The organism is Collinsella sp. CLA-ER-H11, from assembly GCF_040092445.1.
Lineage (GTDB): Bacteria > Actinomycetota > Coriobacteriia > Coriobacteriales > Coriobacteriaceae > Collinsella.
The window spans coordinates 1-2,010 of record NZ_JBBNLN010000026.1 but is presented as its reverse complement, the minus strand read 5'-3'; the positions used below and the strand labels follow the sequence as shown (position 1 = coordinate 2,010).

At 57.2% G+C, this 2,010-nt stretch carries 3 protein-coding genes; all 3 read right to left on the bottom strand.

Translation table 11 applies throughout. The features are described from left to right. Positions 1–677 (bottom strand): PTS sugar transporter subunit IIC (locus AAAX35_RS09545; protein WP_349117454.1); only part of this gene is annotated, 677 nt, incomplete at its 3' end. A 226-nt stretch (positions 678–903) separates the two neighbouring features. Then, the gene (locus AAAX35_RS09540; RefSeq protein WP_343007855.1) at positions 904–1,794 is read right to left on the bottom strand and encodes a DMT family transporter; all 891 of its coding nucleotides are present in this window, start codon (positions 1,792–1,794) and stop codon (positions 904–906) included. Positions 1,795–1,882: 88 nt separating this feature from the next. Beyond that, positions 1,883–1,999: a PTS system mannose/fructose/sorbose family transporter subunit IID gene (locus tag AAAX35_RS09535; protein ID WP_349104723.1), complete on the bottom strand. Its 117-nt coding sequence runs from the start codon at positions 1,997–1,999 to the stop codon at positions 1,883–1,885. Between the last annotated feature and the right edge of the window lie 11 nt (positions 2,000–2,010).

The following is a 2,010-nucleotide window of genomic DNA, read 5'->3' as shown; positions in this document are numbered from 1 at the left end:
ATCAGGGCGACGCCCAGGACGGGCACGTTGGCGTAGGAGCACAGCAGGAAGCCCAGGAAGTAGAAGGGCACGAGCTGCTTGGTGAGCACCAGGCGGCCGAGCATGGCGAAGCCCATGGCAGGCAGGATGTTGGCGGCAACGCCGCAACCATCAATGATGAAGGACGGGACGAAGTCGAGCAGGCCCTGGATGGCATCGGAGCCCAGATAGAAGGCGCCGCCGCACAGCAGGAAATACTCAAGGCAGCCCCAAAGACCCATGCCCCAATGAACGGCGTAAATGCCTTTAAGGTTTCCCTTGAGGGCGAACCTGTCTGCCATATCGACAAACACGGTGAACAAGGCACTAGTAATGTTGCCGATCGTCAGCGAAAGGACAGCGATGGGCATGGCGAGCGCGATGGCCGTCTCGGTACCCTGACCGAGCTGAATGGCAAACGCGCAGGCGAGCACGCCGCCGATCGTTTCGTTAGGCGGCACGTAGGCGCCGATGGAAACCGAACCCATGAACAGCAGCTCCAGGCTGGCGCCGACGGCAAGACCAGTCTGCAGGTCCCCCAGCACCAGGCCCACGAGCGGGCACAGGACGATGGGGCGGAACGCGTAGAGGGTGCCGAGCTGGTAGTCGAGGCCTCCAAACGCTCCGACTAAGCCGACGAGGATTGCTTGGGTAAGCATGGTTCCTCCAAAATAGGAAATCTCGAGTCATAGCCGGTCACCGTCGCGCGCGCTGTTGATATCAATCCGGAAACTCGACCACACGGCCCGAAGCGTACCTGGTGTGCTGTTAACACCTATGCCAGGCACAAATGATTTGATACCAATTATAGATATGCAGGTTCTTACTATTTAATACCACTCGCTCAGCGGGGTGTTTTTTACCGTAAACGGCAGACGTATCCCATCAGGCGCGCTCTTTGTTTCGATGGCGGACAAGCGCCACCAGAAAGCCATCGCCAAAGGCATCGTATGCCAAGTTGCCTACAATCACCAAAACGATTATCGCCGCGCCCAAAAACTCGTTCCAGCGAAAGACCTCGCCAAAGAGGAGCGCCGACCAGCAGGGAGCGAGCACGACCTCGCTCATGCAAACCAAGTTGGCCGCAAACGCGTTAGTGCGCGCAATCCCCTTGGCATACAGCACACTCGCAAGGCCGCTGCAAAAAAGGCCATGCACCAGCATAAGCCCCCACTCAAAGGGTTTTACGGAGCCTAGGTCGCCGGCAAAATAGACGATCGGCAGTATCGAGATGCCGCAGGAGATGAGCGAGGACACCATGGGCGACGCATCGGGGCGAGAGTTTAAAAAGAAACACAGCCCAAAGGTGGCTCCCGAAATGACGGCAAGCAGGTTGCCGAGCATGCCCTCGGCGCTCAAATCGCCTAAAAAGAAAAGTCCCATACCCGTAAAAGCAACCAACACGGAGGCAATCTTCGCAGGCGAGGGCAACGTGCGAGTTGCGAGCGACTGATACACGATAACAAAAATCATCGAGGTGTACTGCAGAACGATCGCGTTGCCGACCGTCGTGAGCTGGTTGGCAAAGTTAAACGTGGTGCCCGTCACGAAGTTGCAGACGGCCACAAGGACAATAAGACGGCTGACGCGGAGGACGGGCCTACCGACGAGCAGGATAAAGAGCGCCATAAATATTGCCGTAACGGCACCGATCAAAAGAGCTGACTGCGAATTGGCGCGAACGAGGATGCCGATAAAACTCCACAAGAGCGCCGTGCCAAATAGATACATCGCCCCGCTCACGCCATTATCGGGTGGATTGTCAGATCGAATCACGAAGCACCTCCAGCTAACTTTCGGTAATAAAAAACGGCGACCGCAACGGGTCGCCGTTTCCCTTGGGGGCAGAATAAAACGCAGGAACCTACGCCAGCACGCCGAAGAACGCGCCGATGATGCCCACGACCATGGTGGCCACGATCAGCACCATGGGGTTGATCTTCTTGGACAGCAGCCAGTAGTACAGCCAGAAGGCGATCATGCCGAGCATGC